Consider the following 16,066-nt stretch of genomic DNA (forward strand, 5'->3'; position numbering starts at 1 on the left):
GGAGACCCCGGAAGGTTACGGACTGACAGGCGGGCGCACGTCGGCTAGGCGTCCGTTGTCGCTGGTCATCGAGATTCAGAGGTCCCGCCACCTGGGGCCCGAGGGCAAGGCGAGCCCCGGCCAGCTCCAGAACAGCACGAGCAACCTCACCAGTGACCTGTACTTCCAGCGGATCAAGGACGACCGAGTGGTGGAACGGCTGTTCGAACAGCCCGCCCCCGACGGTCCGGAGCCGGAGGTCGAAGAGGCCATTCGCGGCTATGTCCAGGGATACAACAGGTATCTGGCCGAGGCGGGCGCGACAACATCTCCGACCCGGCCTGTCGCGGTGCCGCCTGGGTTCGGCCGATCACGGAGCTGGACGTCTACCGGCACGCGCACGCCGAGATCATCATGGGCAGCGCCGACGCGCTGCTGGATGGTCAGGTGAACGCCGCGCCTGCGGTGGCGTCGGCCGCCGCACAGCCGAAGTCTTCAGCTGGGAAGACCGCGGCGAAGATGTGCCGGAACGTCCCTTTCGGGATCGTCCTGGTGGACGGCAGTCTGGTCAATGTGAGCGAGGCATGTCCGATCCTGGCCGCCTGGAAGAGCCACGACTACACGACGGACAGCCGGAGATCCTGGCTCTTCGCGAACTACTGGTCCCTACTGCTCGACGGGCAGGGAGCCGAGAAGCTGCCGTGGCGGGTTCCTTTCGACCCCAAGGACCCGGTGCACACGCCCAACTCGCTGGACTCGGGGGGTTCCGCCGTCCGTGACGCGTTCGGTCGTGCCGTGCTCGCGCTGCGCAAGGCGCGCATCCCACTGAACGCCCCGGACCGGCGCTACCCGGTGCTGTACTTCCTGCGCGGTTCGCCCGACGATCCGGTGCAGCAGACGTATCCGGCGCTGTCGATGTCGGACCGGATGATCACCGTCGTCCCGGACGGCGGCGCTCGGGGCCGGTACGCCAACTGGCTCAACCGGAAGACCGCGGCCGGTGCCCAGACCTGGGAGACCTTCCACCCCGAGCAGGTGGTGCCGTTCATCGACGCGAACCTGCGGACCATCGCCACCAAGAAGGCCAGGGCCATCGCAGGCATCTCGATGGGCGGGTTCGGCGCCTTCCACTACGCCCAGACCCGTCCCGCCCTGTTCAGCCACACCGCATCCCTGTCAGGAGGCATCGATCTGTCGGTCAAGTCCATGGGCCTCCGGCCGGCCGTCGTGGCCTCCCTCATCGACGGGCCCGGCGTGATCTGCGCATTGGCATTCGGAGACTGCGACCCCGGCAACTCTCCCTACAAGCCCGGTGTGGACAGTGACGCCGCGTTCAGCTCGCCCTACCCGGTGTTCGACGCCGACCGGCGGTGGAACGAGGTCGACCCGTCACAGCACATGGACAGGCTGGCCGAGGCCGGGGTCGGGGTCTCCGTCTGCACGGGCGACGGAGGCGGTTCGCCCGGCGACGCGGAGTTCTGGATCGCGGGCGAGCCGCCAAGAACGTCAGGGCCGCCATGGACGCGCTGGGCATGTCCTACCACTACGTCAACCACGGTGACGGAGGCGGTTGGGGCACCCGGCACCCCTGGGCGACCCAACCCTACGAATGGCTCGATCAAGCCGTCCACGAACGTAAGGCCGCCTGACCGCAAGCGCCCGCCGTCGTCCCGCCCGCCGCAGGCGGTCAGCGGGACTGCGGCGGGCGCGCGTTCGGGAGCCCCCGCTCCCGGACCGTCCCCCGCCCAGCCGTGAGCGCTAGGTGACGGCGGGGCCGGAATCGTTCAGCCAGGCCCAGTCCGACCAGGTGGCGAAGCCGGTCTGCCACCGGTGATAGACACCGGCGTGGCTCGTACCGAACACTTCGACGCGACCGTCGGCGTTGTTGCCGGTACCGATCGACGTGCCACCGCCACCGAACGTCTCCCACTGCGAGAACGCCGCGTTCGGGCCGGTCTGCCAGGAATGGCTCGCCGTGGTGGCGTTGATCGCGAACACTTCGACCCGCCCGTCGACCGACCGCGACATGGCCAGCTCGGCATCGGGGAGCCCACCTGTGCCGGTCCACGCCGACCACGAGGCCGGGCCGGTCTGCCAGCGGTGGAACACCCCGTCGGCGTTGGAGGCGAACACCTCGAGCCTGCCGTCCTGGTTGTAGCCGGCGGCGACGGCGTGTCCTCCGGTGCCGAAGTTCTCCCAGGCGGACCACCCGCCGTTGACGCCCGTCTGGAACAGGTGCTCGAACGTCGAGTCGGACAAGGCGAAGACCTCGAGCCGCCCGTCAGGCGCGGTCTCCATGGCGAGACGCGCGTTCGCCGGGCCGCCGTGGGTGCCTTCCCAGCCGGACCAGCCGCCGCTGGGCGCGGTCTGCCAGCGATGGAACACCCCGTCGGCGTTGGAGGCGAACACCTCGATCCGGCCGTCGGCGTTACTGCCCGCCGCCAGACGGTGCCCCCCGGTGCCGAAGTTCTCCCAGGCGGACCACTCGGCACTGGGCCCGGCCTGCCACATGTGATCGAACGTGCTGTCAGACAGCGCGAAGAGCTCCAGCCGGCCGTCCGCGTTGGACGCCACCGCCAGCTGGGCATTGCGAGGACCGCCGAGGGAACGCCACGTCGACCAGGCACCGTTCACCGCCGTCTGCCACGCGTGATACACGCCGTCGGCACCGGCGGCGAAAGCCTCGAGGCGTCCGTCCGCGGACCGCCCGGACACGACCCGGCCGGAGGCGTAGGGGTGCTCGGGCCCGGTGCTCGTACCGGACCACAACGCGTTGGCGATCAGTGTGGCGTCGCCGGCCTCGATCCCGTACAGGTGGCGCAGGTCCTCTCTCGGCTGCTGCACCCGCCAGCACACCTCGCCGATCGGCGCGGCGTTCCACGAGCCGCCCGGATACAGCTGCTCCATCGCGTCGAGGAAGGCGTTGGTCGCGTAGGCCGGGTTCAGACGCTGCTCCCGGGTGCCCCACCAGTCCTGCTGCTGGAACAGTCCGATGCTGGTGTGGTCGACGGCCTGCGAGTAGTTGTTCATGCTGGTTTCCACGATGATCGTGGCGATGGCGATCGCCGCGGCTCTGGGGTTGAGCCCCCGGTCCTTCACCGCCTGCGTGACCATCCGCGCGCAGGACATCTTGTACGCGGTCAGATAGCCGGCCATCTTCGCGTTGAGCTGCGGGTTCAGCTGGTCTGCCATGACGCCGTCGGTGGCCGACGGGCCGGCCGGATCACAGGGCTCGGTCGGAATGGCCAGCCCTTCCGGTCCCGCGAAATACCGGGAGACCCCCGATCGGTCGTCGCCCGGCCCCGGAGCAGGTCCCGGCCGGGCGACGGCGACCGAGCCGGTCAACCCGATGACCAGTGCCCATAGACCGGCCACCAGGGCCAGTCTCGTCCATGCGCGGTACAAGCCGCCTCTTGCCATGGTGTGCCCTTCCGTCGTGAACTCCGGCCGTCGGCGGCAGACAGTAGGAAGCACCGATGAAATACCGATGGAATCGGGTCTCCCCCGCGTTTCATCGCGAGGTCATCGGCCGGTGCCAAGGTCGTGAGGTGTAGGCACCACACAGGGGAGAATCAACATGCGAGTGAAGAGGATGACGGCCTCGGCGGCCGGACTTCTGCTGGCGGCAGGGCTTTCGGTGACACAGGCGTCCACGGCGCAAGCGGCAGAGGCGGCGGCTCCGTGCGGGGGCACCTACACGATCGTCGTCGGCGGCACGGGAAGCTCGTGGAACAACGACGGCTTCACCGGCAACATCCAGCAGCACGTCGGGTACCCCACCCAGATCCCCAACGGCGCGAGCGCCCGGGCAGGCGTCAACGAGCTGAACCGGCTCGTGCGCGACCAGCGTGCCGCGTGTCCGGGCCAGCACGTCAAGATGGGCGGGTACTCCCTGGGCGCCGCGGTGGTGCACATCTGGGTCACCGAGAACTGGCAGACCTTCGACAACGTCAACGCCGTTCTCATCTCGGACCCCAAGCGCCAGGGCGGCCCCGGTGCCAACGGGGGGTCCGTGCCGTTCGGCGGTATCGTCGGCGCTCCGCTCGCCGGCGCCGACAGGTTCTTCGGCGACGTACCGGTCAAGACGATCTGCCACTGGGACTACGTCTGTGACGAGTCCGCCGGCATCTGGACGTACCCGGACAACCACATCAGGAACTACCCCGAGGACTTCAACATGGATCACCACAACGACAGCGCCAACGAGCAGTGGTACAACGGCGCCTGGCATCCCGCCGCCTGGTGATCAGGGGCCGGTCACGGACCCGGCCAAGGGGGTGAGGCCGAGACCGGCCTCATCCCCGCGCAGAATCATCTGGTGCGCCCGCCGCAGCATCCGGCTCGGAGTAACCCCGAGGTCGTCAGCGAGGAGGCGCCGGGCGCGCTCGAACACCGTCAAGGCGTCGGCCTGGCGTCCGTTCCGGTACAGCGCCCGCATCAGCATCGCGGCCAACGGCTCGTTGAGGGGGTGCGCGGACGACAGCGCGAACAGCTCGGCGATCGCCTCCGCATTCTGGCCGAGGCGCAGCTGCCACTCCAACTTCCGCTGCGCGATGGCGATCCTGCGCTCGGTGAGCCGCAGCCGCTCCAGTTCGGCGAGGGGCCCCGGCAAACCGGCCAGGGGTTCCTCGCGAAACAGCTGCAGCGCCTGGGCACAGAGGCGGACCGCCTCGAGCGGTTCGCCCGATCGATCGGCCTTCCCGATGCCGGTGACCAGCTCCTCCAAGCGTGCCACGTCCACGTCGACCGCGCCGGGGGCCAGCTGGTAACCTCGGAGTCCGCGCTCGATGACCGAATCCGGGCCGCTCCCGACGCCCATGGCCTTGCGTAATCGGTAGATGTACACCGGCACCACGTTGGCGACCGGCGACTCCGTCCCCCATACGTCATCGAGCAGTTCCTGCTGGCTGAGGGGCCTGCCCGCGGCGAGCGCCAGGGCCGCCAGGACGGCTTGCTGGCGCAGATGCCCGAGGTGCAGGGGCCGCCCGTCCCGCCATGCCTGCAGCGGCCCGAGCAGGGAGATCCGTACCTTCGGCCCCGCGGCTCTCACGGCAGTGATCCGTGGAGCCGGTCTCACCGACCGGGTGCGGGGGCCACGTCCGGGGACGACCAGACCGCAGTCGAAGGCGTGGACGATGGCGGCGGCCCGGTCGCGCAGACCGAGCTTCACCAGGATCCGCGCGAGGTGGTCGGCCACGGCGTCCTCGGGGATGGCGAGGGCTGCGGCGATCTCGTCGTCCCCCAGGCCGCAGCCGACCGCGGCGAGCAACCGGCGCTCCTGGTGCCTGAGCACGGGGGCGGTAGTGCGGTCGGTGGTGACGGTCGTCGGCATCACTGCTCCCCGGGCTCCGGACGGGGCGGCCTTACGGGCGCCGTCGACAAGGTAGTGGGGGAGGCGCAGGGCAAGGCATCCGGAACGATCCGGAGTGACACACGCGACCGCAGGTCATCCTCGAGCTGGGACGCCGGGCGGGCCCCGCATCCACGTCATGGGCGCTACGGGACGGTTGCAGCAGGGCGAAAGGGGCATTGAGGTGTCCTGAAGCGTCGACGGCTCTCTGTAGGGGGGGGCGGGCGGGCGTCACATCTGCGGCGCCTGCTCGATGAACAGGTCCAGCACCCCGTCGGCCACCCTGATCCTGCCCTGAGGCCGGGTGGTGCCCGGGATGGTGGTGAACGCGGCGGCCTGCTCCGCCAGGTCGGCTGCCTTCGCGAAGTCCGCCTGCCCGCTGCCTGAGTGCAGTCGGTCCCGCAGCCCGTCCAGGGTGCTGTTCAGCGCGCCGCCCCACACGTCGAGGGCGTCCAGCCACGGCTTCGTCTGCGCCAGGAAAGCCGGATCCCGCACACCGGCGCGTATCTGCTCGGGAGCCCCGGCCAGTACGTGGGCGTAGGCACCGAGTTCCCGCAGCGCGGCCTGTCGGCGGACACGGGATCCGCTGCTCCAGGCCTCGGTGAAGTCAGCAAGTCGCGCGCTCAGTTCGGGTGCCTGCGGCTGCCAGTCCGTGTCGCCGAAGGTCGGCGCGAGATGTTCCGTGTCGAAGAAGGCCAACAGGGCCCGGGCGGTGGCCGGGTCGCCGCCGGCCAGGTGGTCGGCCGCCGCGCGCCAGGTGCGGTCGGGGTCGTAGTCCTCGTCGTTCCAGGCGAACGACGCCCCGCCGAAGAGAGCGACCTTGCTTGCCGCGGCCTGGTTCATCGGGTTGAGCACGATGCCGCTCAACGCCTTGTGCAGCCCGGCCTCCCGCTTGTCGTAAGGGGCCATCAGCAGTCGGCCGGTCGTCTGCCCGTAGTCGTTGACCGGATAGTTGTCCCACAGGAACACCTTGCGCCCCCACACGGCGGAGGCGGCCTGGGCGTCCGCCATGCTGATCGAAGGGGGAACGACATCGGTGCCCGTCCACTGCACGATCACCCTCGGGTCCAGTTGCTCGCGCAGTACGGACTTGTAGGCGGAGTCGGCCGTGTCGGAGTACTCCGTGGGCACGAACTGGAGTGGCTCGGCATCCGCGTGGGCGTCGATGAAGTCGTGCTGCACGGCGTTGAGCAGGTCGGCCTGCGCCTGCCCCGCACTGCCCCGGCCCGGGGCGCCGTACTTTTCCTGGTCGGCCTCGCAGTTCCACTCGGTGTAGCTGATGTCGTCCAGCGCCACGTAGAAACTGCGGGCACCCTGGTCGTAGAGGGTGCCCAGCTTCTTCTTCAGCGCGCTCACGTCAGCGGGATCGCTGTAGCAGACGGACAGGCCGGGGGAGAGGGCGTAGGTGAAGCCGACGTGGTGGGCGGTGGCCTGCTCGATCAGCTCCTGCAGGTCGGCCAGCTTGTCGGCAGGGTAGGGCTCGCGCCAGTCCTCCCTCAGATACGCGTCGTCCTTCGGCGTGTAGATGTAGGTGTTGGCTTTGATGTCGCCGTAGAAGGCGAGTTGGTCGAGCCGGTCGGCGTGCGACCAGGGTGCGCCGTAGAAGCCCTCGATGCTGCCGCGAAGGGGCATGGCCGGGTGGTCGGTGATCGACACGGCCGCCAGTGTGTGCTTCCCGGTCACCAACTGCCGCAGTGTCTGGGCGGCGTAGTAGATGCCGTCCCCGTCGTTGCCGGCGAGCACGACGGTGTCGCCCCGGGAGGCGAGGGAGTAGCCCTCCGCGACCAGGGTTCCGGGCACGGTGCCGCCTGTGGCGTGCAGGGCGTCGGCCACCCGGTGGTCCTTGATGGAACCGGCCACGACGGTCAGCGTCGCGCCATGGGCGCGTGACTCCGAGGCGGCGGCGCCCCCGGCCGTACGTGTGGCGATGTGACGGGCGCCGGCCGAAGCCAGTGCCCGCTTGATGACCTCGGCGCTCGAGGCGTCGACGTCGTGACCGAGGACGAGGCGCACGCGTTTCGGGACACGAAGGTCCCGCCCGGCCGACTTCATGCGCTGCGGGGTGGGGGTGACGACGGGCGGGGCTGTCGACGGGGCGGCGCCGGACGCGGGCGACGCCGTGGTGGCCGGCTCCCCGGCCGCGCGGGCGGGAGCGGAGAGCGTACCGAGGGCCAGCAGTACGACGACGCCGAGAAGCCGGAGTCTGGGGACGCGGGGAAGACAGTACGGATGACTTTCAGGCATTCGGGTCACTGCACCTCCACGGACGTGGACCACCACCGGTAAATGGTGGAGTGGTCTAAACCACCACTCGTCGGCGTCGGTGTCAAGATCGGGTCGCCGAAACGTGCAGACAGATCTTCTGACGGGCAGTCCGGGACGCGGACGCGCCGACGGCCCCTGCCGACCAGTGGCTGGGCGGCAGGGGCCGCGGCGCGTGCCGTGCTGCGCTGTTCCTTCGAAGCTGAGGGCGGCTCGGAGCCCCGCCGCCCTCTGTCAGGTCGTCCAGACGACGTTGCCGTTGTGCACGATGGCCACCTTGGCATCGGCCCGGAGGACCAGCTGGGCGCCCCCGAAGTCGTGGGTCTTGGAGGCCCAGATCGGGCGGTCGTCGCCGTTGTGGATGACGAGGTTGCCGTCGGGCTGGAAGATCGCCCTGTGGTTCTGGCCGAAGGTCATGGACGCCCAGATCGGCTTGCCCAGTTCGTTGAGGACGACGAGGTTGCCGTCGGCCTGCATGACCATGCGGATGCGGTTGGTCGTCCAGGCCTGGTTGACCTCCAGGACGCTGGGCGAGAAGACGGTCACCGTGCTCCAGTTCGGCTTCGGGGCCGCTTTGGGCTTGGGCTTGGGCGAGGGTGTGGACTTCTTCTCGGCCGGGCTGCTCGTTTTGGGCTCCGGCGCCGGAACGGCGGCCCTGGGAACGGTGGCCTTCGGTATCTCGACCGCCTTCGGCTTCTCCGTGCTCGGGGACGGACTGGGCTTCCCGGCCACGTAGTCCTCGAGGTCCGCGGGGGCGGAGTTGGGGTTGAGGACGGTGTCGGCACCCCCCGCCACCGGTCGCATGGGGGTGTTGTCCTGCCCCTTGTCGTTGGCGCTTCCGACCAGCAACAGGGGTATGGCGACCAGGGCGGCGCCGACGAAGGCCGCCCCGGCCAGGACCGGCGTGCGGGGGCGTCCGCCGTCGACGCCGGTGGCGGTCTTGGTGCCCGGCGCCATCGCGGCGGCCGTCGCCACGCCTACGCCCTCCTCGGGCGCCTCGGTGGTCTTGGCGGCGGCCGAGGGCGCGGGCGGGGTGGCGGCGGCTTTCCCGGCCGGAGCCGTACCGGACTCCGCGTCGGAAGCGGAAGCGGAAGCGGAAGCCGGGTTCGGCGTCTCTTCGGCCGGTGCGGTGGACGGGGCCGGGGACCCGGCCTCCTGCACGCCGGGGGCGGTGGCTGCCGCCGCGTTCGCGCCGGGGGTGGGGTGCTGGGGGGACATGCGGTTACTCCTTTGTGACGGAGCTGTCGGTGGGCAGCGGTCGGGCCGGATGCAAGCCTGCTAACCCTGCGGGCGTCGGCGAGTGCCGCGTCGAGGTGGGCCGGTCGGCCCGGTCCTCGTCGTCGAATCCGCCTGACCCGGCGCGGTGGCGGCCTGAGGCCGATCCGACGCCTTTCCGAGCTGCGAGGCATTCCCGTACGGCCCCGCCCGGACGTCCGGGCCGGAAGGCGCTGCACGTCGAAGGGGCCGATGGCGTACCCAACGTAGCCCGTCGTGGGGACGACGGCTGATCCCGCAGCCCGAACGCCTCCGTCACTTTGTCCTCTCGCGCCTCACTACTCCCGTAAAGTCCTCTGTTCGGGCAGTGAAACAGGCAGGCGAGCGCCCGAAACGGAACGTTCCCGAACGCCCACGCGCAGCGCTCGTATGACATCCTGTTGGCTCCCCGATCTGATCGGTGTCGGCGTGCGAGCGCACGTTGTCCGGCACCTGAGAGCGCGTACAGACCCAAGAGTTCAGGTGGAGATGCGGCCCGGAGAACGACAAGAGGGCTCGAATGACGCGACGTTCGTCATTCCTGATATTTCCGGCCGGACCGCCGACCCCGAGTCACCCGGCCCCGGCAGCGCTGAGGCCGCCGACACCGACGGCATACCCGAGGCGGTGAAGGCCGCTGCGCGCAGGGCGCCGGGGCACTGGGTCGGGGTGGTGGACCCGGAGTGGACCGAGGAGCGGACGCCCCCGGAGTGGGCGGTGCTGGGGGAGTGGCAGTCGGACGAGAGCGGGAGCGTGGGGGAGTACCGGGCCAATCCGGCGTACCGGCCCTCGGCGCGGGTTCTCGGATGGCCTGAGCCCACCGACCCGGTGGACGCCGCGGCGCAGCGTGCGGCCACCGGCTACGGCTCGGTGGAAGCCGCGGTCGCGGCGCTCGCGGAGGCGGACGTCTCCGTGGTGCGCGGGCCGGACGGCGGGCCGCTCACGGCCGCCGGGCGGGACGGTGCGCCGGTGGTCCTTTTGTTCACGTCACCCACCCATGAGTTCATGTCCGCGGCACTTCACCATGACACGTTGCCGGCACGGGAACTGGCCCGGTCACTGAGAGGTCCCGGCACCATGCTCATGGTCAACGCCGGGGCCGCAGCTCCGCTGCTCGTCCCGGCGGACGGACTTCCGAGCCCGGTGCGCGCTGCGGGCGACGCGAGCGCGCCCGCAACGGCCGCCGGGGCAGAGGACGCCTCCGGCGCCTCGGCCGGCTCCGCGGACCGTACCCACAGCTCATCTGAACCCTGGCCCCACACCACAGGGAGGACCCCATGACGCGATCGTCCCAGCAATCCCCCGCTTCCCCCGGGGCTCGTGCGGAGTCCTCGTCCGGGGGCGAGGAGTCGACCGCGACCGCCGCACCCGGCAGTACCTCCGCGCCCGCCGGCCTGGCCGAGCCCACGCCCGGGCCCGCAGCGGCGAAGACCGGGGACGCGGCCGGGAAGGAAGGCAGAACCGGCTCGGAGTCCCCGGAGGCCGAGAAGGAATCCGGAGCGGCCGCGAAGAACCCCGAAGGGGCAGGGAAGGCTCCCGGAGAGGGCGGGACCACCGAGCCCGGGACCGCGGCGTCCTCCGGCGCCCTGTCCGAGTCCGAGTCCGGCCCCGATGCCACTGCCGCCGCCCAGAGCCGGCTGCCCGGGCTGGTGCGGACCATGACCGCCACCGCGATCGGCCGGCCGCAGCACGAGGACGGGCCGGTGGGCCGTCCGGGCAGGGCGGTGCTGGCCGGAGCGGCGGTCGCGGGGGCACTGCTCGTCTCGGTGCCGTTCCTGATACTCGCCGGGAACGACGACAATGGCCCCGAGCAGCCGTCGGTGGCGGCGGCGGGAACCGTGCTCGACGGGAGTACGCAGGAGGCACCGGGTGACTTCGCGGTGACCACGCCCGAGAGCGGTTCCCCGGACGAGGGCGAGAAGAAGGTCCCCGTCGAGCCGGCGCCGGGGAAGCCGGTGAAGCAGGCCCCGGCGCCGGACCCGTCCGAGGAGAAGCCGAAGAAGACCGCCGACCCGGAGGACAAGCCGGAGAAGGAGAGCGAGAAGAAGAAGGAGTCCGGTGGGGCGAAGGAGCAGCCCGCGAAGGCCGCTTCCGGCGTCACCTTCAGTGCCCCCGTCTCCTTCCGCAGCCATCTCTCCGGCCGTTGCATCGACGTACCGGAGCATGACTTCAGCGACGGCAAGGCGCTGCACGTATGGGACTGCAACAACGCCCCGGCGCAGAAGTGGCGGTTCGCCTCGGACGGCACCGTCCGCATCGCTGACAAGTGCCTGGACGTGGCGAACGCGAACTTCAGCAACGGCACCCCCATGCAGATCACCTGGTGCAACGGCAACGCCGCCCAGCAGTTCGCCCTGAACGGCAGCCACGACCTGGTCAACACCGTTGTCGGCATGTGCGTCGACATCGCGGGCGCCAACCGGGGCAACGGGGCAGCCCTGCAGCTGTTGACCTGCACGGGCAACGAAGCCCAGAAGTGGAGCACCTGACCGCAACGCCTCGGCGCCGGGAGGACCGCTCCCGGGCCGCCGTACGCACCGGGGACAAGGCATGATGGCATCGTCGGCTCGCCGACTCGCTCCTCCGGCGAATGGGGGAGTTCGCAGTAGACGCCGCCTAGCAAGGAGGTTGGTGCGTGTCGCGCCAGGTACTGTCGGTCGGTCCCAAGGACCGCTATCGGACGATCGGTGAGGCACTCGCCGCAGCCCGTATCGGGGCGCTCATCAGCGTCCGGCCCGGGACGTACGCGGAGAACCTGGTGGTCAACACCAGGGTCACCCTCACCGCCGCCGAGGGGCGGGGCACGGTGGAGATCCGGCCGCGCTCGGGCAGCGTGGTCTCGCTGCGCGCCGACGCCGTGATGTTCTCCGAGCTGACCCTGCGGGGCGGCGACGCCGAGCTGCCGGCCGTGGACGTGCGGCGCGGGCAGGCCGCGTTCGACGGCTGTGAGATCGTCGGCGCCGCCTGGACCGCGATGCTGGCCGGCGGGACGGGCTCCCTCGCGCTGCGGAACTGCCGGGTGAGCAACCCGCAAGGCGCGGGCATCGTGGTGACCTCAACCACACCCACCACCGTGGAGTCCTGCACGCTCGAACACCTGGCCACCAGCGGCCTGGTCCTCGCCGAACAGGGCGAAGCCCGCATCCGTGACTGCACGGTGCGGGACGCCCGGGGCAACGGCCTGCTGGCCAACGGCGAGACCCGTGGCAGCGTCGAGGACTGCGACATCTCCTCCACCGACAAGCCCTCCATCGCCCTGGAACAGAACTCCTCCGTCTCGGTGGTCCGCACCGTGGTGCACGACACCAGCACCGGCGTGCACCTGAGCAGTGCGGGCCGTACGACGCTGGAGGACGTCCGCGTCACCGGTGCCTCCGGGAACGGGATCGCACTGTCCGGGGGCACCGACCCGGTGCTGCGCCGCTGCCGCGTCTCGCGCGTCCGCGGCCACGGCGTGCTGGTCACCGACCGGTCGCGCGGCACCTTCGAGGACTGCTGGGTGGACGGCGCGCAGGGCGCGGCGCTGCGGGTCGCCGGGGCCGCGTCCCCGGCGCTGACCGGCCTGACGGTCCGCGACTGCGACGGGCCCGGGCTGCTCCTGGAGGAGGACTCCGCGCCGGAGCTGGACCGCCTGGAGGTCATCGGCGGCTCGCCCGCGGTCGCGGTGACCGGTGGCGCCAACCCGCTGCTGCGACGGGCCCGACTGGTGGAGCCCTCCGGCGACGGCATCGCGGCCACCAAGGACGCCCGGGGCCGGGCCGAGGACTGCGAGATCGTCCGGCCACAGGGCGTGGGTGTGCGCGTGGCCTCCGGCAGCACCCTCTACCTGGCCGGCGGAGGGGTCTCCGACACCGCCACCAGCGGGCTGGTCGTGGAGGACGGCGGCAACGTCACCGTGCGCGACTTCCGCGTCGAGATCTCCGGTGAGGAGGGCGTGGTGGTCGCTGCGGGCGGTGAGCTGACGGCCAACCGCACCGCCGTGCACGCCCCCAAGGGCCACGGCTTCCTGCTCCAAGAGGGCGCGCTCGCCTCGCTCAGCGGCTGCGAGGCCACCGGCGGCGCCCAGGACGGCTTCCGGGTGGAGTCCACCGCGCCGGTCTCGCTCGTCAACTGCCTCGCCCGGGAGAACGAGGGCGGCGGCCTGGTGCAGACCGCGCCCGGCGAACGGCTCGCGGTGGAGGGCCTGAACAGCATAGGCAACGGCAAGCGGGATGCCTGGGGCACCGGCAGCGCCGAGAACACCGACCCGGCCGGGTCCGGCGCCGCGGACGGGCCCGCGCCGGACCGCGCGGACGGCCCGCTCGGCGCCCTCAACGCGCTGATCGGCCTGGAGAACGTCAAGCACCAGGTGCGCACGCTGGTCAACCTGACCCAGCTCGCCCAGCGCCGCGAACAACTCGGAATGTCCGCCCCGCCGATGAGCAGGCACCTCGTCTTCGCCGGTCCGCCCGGCACCGGTAAGACCACCGTGGCCCGTCTCTACGGCGCGATCCTGGCCGAACTGGGCTCGCTGCGCAGTGGACACCTGGTGGAGGTCTCACGCGCCGACCTGGTCGCGCAGATCGTCGGCGGCACCGCCATCAAGACCACCGAGACCTTCCAGCGAGCTCTCGGCGGCGTCCTGTTCATCGACGAGGCGTACACGCTCACCTCCGACAGCGGCAACGGCGGCGCCGACTTCGGCCGCGAATCGGTGGACACACTGCTGAAACTCATGGAGGACCACCGCGACGACGTGGTGGTGGTCGCGGCCGGTTACTCCCGTGAGATGGACTCCTTCCTCGGCTCCAACCCAGGCCTGGCCTCCCGATTCTCGCGGACCGTCGAGTTCGAGAACTACTCGGTGCCCGACTTGGTCGCGATCATGGAGAGCATGTGCGGTCAGCACCAGTACGAGCTGGGTGAGGGCACCGCGGCGGCGCTGGCCGCGCACTTCGAGGCGATGCCACGGGACGCCGGTTTCGGCAACGGCCGCGCCGCGCGCGGCGTGTTCGAGGAGATGGTGGACAGACAGGCGGTCCGGCTCTCCGAGCAGCCGCAGGTCAGCGAGCACGATCTGCGACTGCTGCTGCCGGATGACGTGTCCGCCACCGCTGCCGCCACGGCGGCCGATCCGTCCGTGCCGGACGACGACCCGCTGACCCGCCTCGGCGACATGATCGGCCTGGCCGGGGTGAAGCGCGAGGTCGCGGATCTGGTCAACCTGATCACCACGGCCCGCCACCGGGCCGCGGCCGGGCTGCCGGTCCCGTCGCTCAGCAACCATCTGGTCTTCACCGGCCCGCCCGGCACCGGCAAGACCACCGTCGCCCGCCTCTACGGGGAGGTCCTGACCCAGCTCGGCGTCCTGGACCGAGGCCAGTTGGTCGAGGCGGCCCGCGCCGACCTGGTCGGCCGCTACATCGGCCACACCGCCCAGCTGACCCGCGAGGTATTCGAACGGGCCCGCGGAGGCGTGCTGTTCATCGACGAGGCGTACACCCTCACCCCGCGCGGCGACGGTGCGGACTTCGGCCAGGAAGCGGTGGACACACTGCTGAAGCTGATGGAGGACCACCGCGACGAGGTGGTCGTCATCGTCGCCGGCTACACCGACGAGATGGAACGCTTCCTCGGTTCCAACCCGGGCCTGTCCTCCCGCTTCCCGCGCCGGATCGCCTTCGCCGACTACTCCTCGGAGGAGCTGGTCACCATCGTGCGGACCCAGGCGGCGAACATGGGCTACGAGTGCGGACCCGGCACCGGCCCGCTGCTCAAGGAGTACTTCGACGCGGTACCCCGGGACCGCTCCTTCGGCAACGCGCGTCTGGCCCGTCAGGTGGTCGAATCGATGGTCACCCGCCAGGCCGGACGGCTCAGTTCGCTGGCCGCGCCCACCCTGGACGACCTTCGCGTCCTCCTCCCCGCCGATGTCACGGCCGCGACACCGAAGGTGGCACCCCGATGAAGCCTCCCGCGCGCGGGGCCGTCCGCCTGCTGTCCGGTGCCGGCCTCGCCGCCGCACTGATGCTGCCGACGGCCGTTCCGGCACAGGCGGCGCCCTCGCTCGTTCCCGCGGCCGACGGGAAGAAGGGCCAGGAACTGCCCGGTATGCCCTCCGCCCTCGACCCCGAGGCCGAAGAGGTGGTCTGCACCCCGGCCTCCCGCGAGAAGGCGAAGAAGCAGGACTGGTCGCGCCAGCGCCTCGACCTGGACCGGCTGCACCAGCACAGCACCGGCGCGGGTGTGACCGTCGCGCTGATCGGCACCGGTGTCGATCCCGACGCGGCCGGGCTCAGCGGCCGGGTCACCGCCGCGGGTACGGCCGCTGACGACTGCGTCGGGCACGGTACGTTCCTGGCCGGGCTGATCGCCGGGACCGGCGGGGACAGCCCCCGCCTGGCCGGGGTGGCCCCGGGCGCGAAGATCCTGGCCCTGCGTGGCACCGACCGGCGCGGGCAGGCGAGCACCGACCTGGTCGTGGGCGCGCTGCGCGAGGCGACCGCGGCCCGGGCCGGGGTGATCGCGGTCGCGGTGGCCCTGCCGAGCCAGGACGCGGCGCTGAGCAGTGCGGTCGCCGAGGCCCGCCGCGCGGGCGCGGTGGTGGTCGCCGCGGCCGCCCCGGAGCCGCCGCCCCGGGGCGGCACCGACGAGGTCCCGTCCCGCACCTACTGGCCGGCCGGTGAGCCCGGCGTCCTCTCGGTCGCCGACATGCTTCCCGGCGGCGCCCGCCCGGACGGCTCCCTGCCCACCGACGGCATCGACCTGGCCGCCCCGGGTGCCGGGGTGGTCTCCGGCGGCCCGCGTGGCAAAGGCCACTACCTCGGCGGCGGCGTCCCGGTGGCCACCGCCTACGCCGCAGGGGCTGCCGCGGCCGTCCGCGCCGCACACCCCGACGACTCGCCCGACGACGTCATGCGCCGTCTGACCTCCACCGCCTACCCCGCCGACATCCCCCAGCTGGACGCTTACGCCGCCGTCACCGCGGTCATCGGCGTTTCCGCCACGTCCGCCGGCACCGAGCGCGCCGCGGAACCCGTGACGGTCCGCGACACCTCCGTCGCCGACCGAGCCACCGGCAGGGCCACCCTCTTCGTCCTGCTCGGCTCCGCCGCCGTCCTCGCCGTCCTCTGGGCGGGCTTCGCGCTGTCCAGGGCCCGCGCCCGGGGATGGCGCCCTGCGGGAGCGGCCGGAACAGTATCGGAATGAGCTGAAGTCCTGACGACGACACCCTCCTGAGGC

Annotated in this window: 10 protein-coding genes and 1 pseudogene; 7 read left to right on the plus strand and 4 right to left on the minus strand. The window is 71.4% G+C overall.

What is annotated here, in order from left to right:
- Window positions 1–55: 55 nt before the first annotated feature.
- Both ACWD04_RS17620 and ACWD04_RS17625 read left to right on the plus strand, forming a co-directional pair.
- Window positions 56–430 (plus strand): penicillin acylase family protein, encoded by a 375-nt coding sequence (locus tag ACWD04_RS17620; protein ID WP_451132820.1) that lies wholly within the window; start codon window positions 56–58, stop codon window positions 428–430.
- A 383-nt stretch (window positions 431–813) separates the two neighbouring features.
- Window positions 814–1,628, plus strand: a pseudogene (locus tag ACWD04_RS17625) (alpha/beta hydrolase); the annotation flags it as partial.
- 109 nt (window positions 1,629–1,737) lie between these two features.
- Here ACWD04_RS17625 and ACWD04_RS17630 read toward each other — a convergent pair.
- A complete protein-coding gene (locus ACWD04_RS17630) occupies window positions 1,738–3,399 on the minus strand; it encodes a peptidase M23 (protein WP_451132822.1) in 1,662 nt (553 codons plus the stop codon).
- A gap of 157 nt (window positions 3,400–3,556) precedes the next feature.
- Between ACWD04_RS17630 and ACWD04_RS17635 the strand changes: the two genes are divergently transcribed.
- Complete coding sequence (locus tag ACWD04_RS17635) at window positions 3,557–4,225, plus strand: cutinase family protein (RefSeq protein ID WP_451132824.1); 669 nt, start codon at window positions 3,557–3,559, stop codon at window positions 4,223–4,225.
- Here ACWD04_RS17635 and ACWD04_RS17640 read toward each other — a convergent pair whose 3' ends face one another.
- The 3 genes from ACWD04_RS17640 to ACWD04_RS17650 form a co-directional block, all read right to left on the minus strand.
- The gene (locus tag ACWD04_RS17640) at window positions 4,226–5,311 is read right to left on the minus strand and encodes a BTAD domain-containing putative transcriptional regulator (protein WP_451132826.1); all 1,086 of its coding nucleotides are present in this window, start codon (window positions 5,309–5,311) and stop codon (window positions 4,226–4,228) included. It lies immediately after the preceding gene.
- Window positions 5,312–5,560: 249 nt separating this feature from the next.
- A complete protein-coding gene (locus tag ACWD04_RS17645) occupies window positions 5,561–7,573 on the minus strand; it encodes a beta-N-acetylhexosaminidase family protein (protein ID WP_451132828.1) in 2,013 nt (670 codons plus the stop codon).
- Between the two features lie 252 nt (window positions 7,574–7,825).
- Entirely contained in the window at window positions 7,826–8,809 is a 984-nt protein-coding gene (locus ACWD04_RS17650; RefSeq protein WP_451132830.1) for a mannose-binding protein, read from the minus strand.
- A 525-nt stretch (window positions 8,810–9,334) separates the two neighbouring features.
- On the opposite strand from ACWD04_RS17650, the gene ACWD04_RS17655 reads away from it, so the two are divergent.
- From ACWD04_RS17655 to ACWD04_RS17670, 4 genes are all read left to right on the plus strand, one after another.
- Complete coding sequence (locus tag ACWD04_RS17655) at window positions 9,335–10,126, plus strand: type VII secretion system-associated protein (RefSeq protein ID WP_451133124.1); 792 nt, start codon at window positions 9,335–9,337, stop codon at window positions 10,124–10,126.
- Window positions 10,123–11,334 carry a ricin-type beta-trefoil lectin domain protein gene (locus ACWD04_RS17660; protein WP_451132832.1) on the plus strand — a complete coding sequence of 404 codons (1,212 nt, stop codon included), beginning with the start codon at window positions 10,123–10,125 and terminating at the stop codon, window positions 11,332–11,334. The genes ACWD04_RS17655 and ACWD04_RS17660 overlap by 4 nt, the downstream gene beginning before the upstream one ends.
- 146 nt (window positions 11,335–11,480) lie before the next feature.
- Complete coding sequence (locus tag ACWD04_RS17665; protein ID WP_451132834.1) at window positions 11,481–14,792, plus strand: right-handed parallel beta-helix repeat-containing protein; 3,312 nt, start codon at window positions 11,481–11,483, stop codon at window positions 14,790–14,792.
- Window positions 14,789–16,033 (plus strand): S8 family serine peptidase, encoded by a 1,245-nt coding sequence (locus ACWD04_RS17670; RefSeq protein WP_451132836.1) that lies wholly within the window; start codon window positions 14,789–14,791, stop codon window positions 16,031–16,033. The genes ACWD04_RS17665 and ACWD04_RS17670 overlap by 4 nt, the downstream gene beginning before the upstream one ends.
- The last annotated feature ends 33 nt before the right edge of the window (window positions 16,034–16,066 follow it).

It is taken from the genome of Streptomyces sp. NPDC002911 (assembly GCF_053591835.1).

Bases quoted from the DNA above. Each gene is read 5' to 3' on its own strand.
- ACWD04_RS17630 (WP_451132822.1), bottom strand. From the start codon at position 3,399: ATGGCAAGAGGCGGCTTGTACCGCGCATGGACGAGACTGGCCCTGGTG.
- ACWD04_RS17635 (WP_451132824.1), top strand. From the start codon at position 3,557: ATGCGAGTGAAGAGGATGACGGCCTCGGCGGCCGGACTTCTGCTGGCG.
- ACWD04_RS17640 (WP_451132826.1), bottom strand. From the start codon at position 5,311: ATGCCGACGACCGTCACCACCGACCGCACTACCGCCCCCGTGCTCAGG.
- ACWD04_RS17645 (WP_451132828.1), bottom strand. From the start codon at position 7,573: ATGCCTGAAAGTCATCCGTACTGTCTTCCCCGCGTCCCCAGACTCCGG.
- ACWD04_RS17650 (WP_451132830.1), bottom strand. From the start codon at position 8,809: ATGTCCCCCCAGCACCCCACCCCCGGCGCGAACGCGGCGGCAGCCACC.
- ACWD04_RS17655 (WP_451133124.1), top strand. From the start codon at position 9,335: ATGCGGCCCGGAGAACGACAAGAGGGCTCGAATGACGCGACGTTCGTC.
- ACWD04_RS17660 (WP_451132832.1), top strand. From the start codon at position 10,123: ATGACGCGATCGTCCCAGCAATCCCCCGCTTCCCCCGGGGCTCGTGCG.
- ACWD04_RS17670 (WP_451132836.1), top strand. From the start codon at position 14,789: ATGAAGCCTCCCGCGCGCGGGGCCGTCCGCCTGCTGTCCGGTGCCGGC.